We start from the raw sequence: 724 nt of genomic DNA on the forward strand, positions 1-724 counted from the left end.
GTGGGCCTGTTGTGCCGAGCGGAGGATTTCGACGAGATCGAGGACGTGGGCGTCGAACTGCTCGACTGGCTCCGGCGCATCTTGCCGTTCGCGCATGGGGTTGCGCCGGCGCAGACCTTAAAGCGGACGCTGGCACGGCTCGATCCGCGACAGTTGGAGACGGCGTTCGCCGCCTGGGTGAAGAGCCTCGCCGGGCGCATCGGCGGCGTCGTCGCCATCGACGGCAAGACCGTGCGCGGCTCCAAACAGGACGCCGACGGGACAGGCGCGTTGCATCTCGTTCAGGCCTGGGCGCACGAGGCGGGCCTCGTGCTGGCGCAGCGGGCGGTGGACACCAAGAGCAACGAGATCACCGCCATTCCCGAGCTTCTCGACATGCTCGCCCTCGAAGGCGCGATCGTCACCATCGACGCGATGGGAACGCAAAGGCAGATCGCCGCCAAGATCGTCTCCAAGAAGGCCGATTATGTCCTGGCGCTCAAAGGCAATCAGGGAACTCTCGAGGAGGATGTCGCGCTGTTCTTCGACGATCCCGTGCTCGCGGCCGATTGTTCGTGTCATGAAGAAGAGCCGCAAGCCGGCCACGGCCGGATCGAGGAGCGCACGATCCGCGCCGCCGATGCCGCCTGGCTCGCCGAGCGTCATCCCGATTGGAAGGGGCTTGCGAGCTTTCTCGCCGTCACAACGCGTCGCACGATCAAGAAGACCGGCGCGGTCTCGATCG

At 66.0% G+C, this 724-nt stretch carries 1 protein-coding gene; it reads left to right on the forward strand.

What is annotated here, in order from left to right; translation table 11 throughout:
- Positions 1 to 724 (forward strand): ISAs1 family transposase (locus NKJ01_RS36290; protein WP_352735396.1); only part of this gene is annotated, 724 nt, incomplete at both ends.

The organism is Mesorhizobium sp. M0276 (assembly GCF_040321755.1).
In the GTDB taxonomy this organism is placed as follows: domain Bacteria; phylum Pseudomonadota; class Alphaproteobacteria; order Rhizobiales; family Rhizobiaceae; genus Mesorhizobium.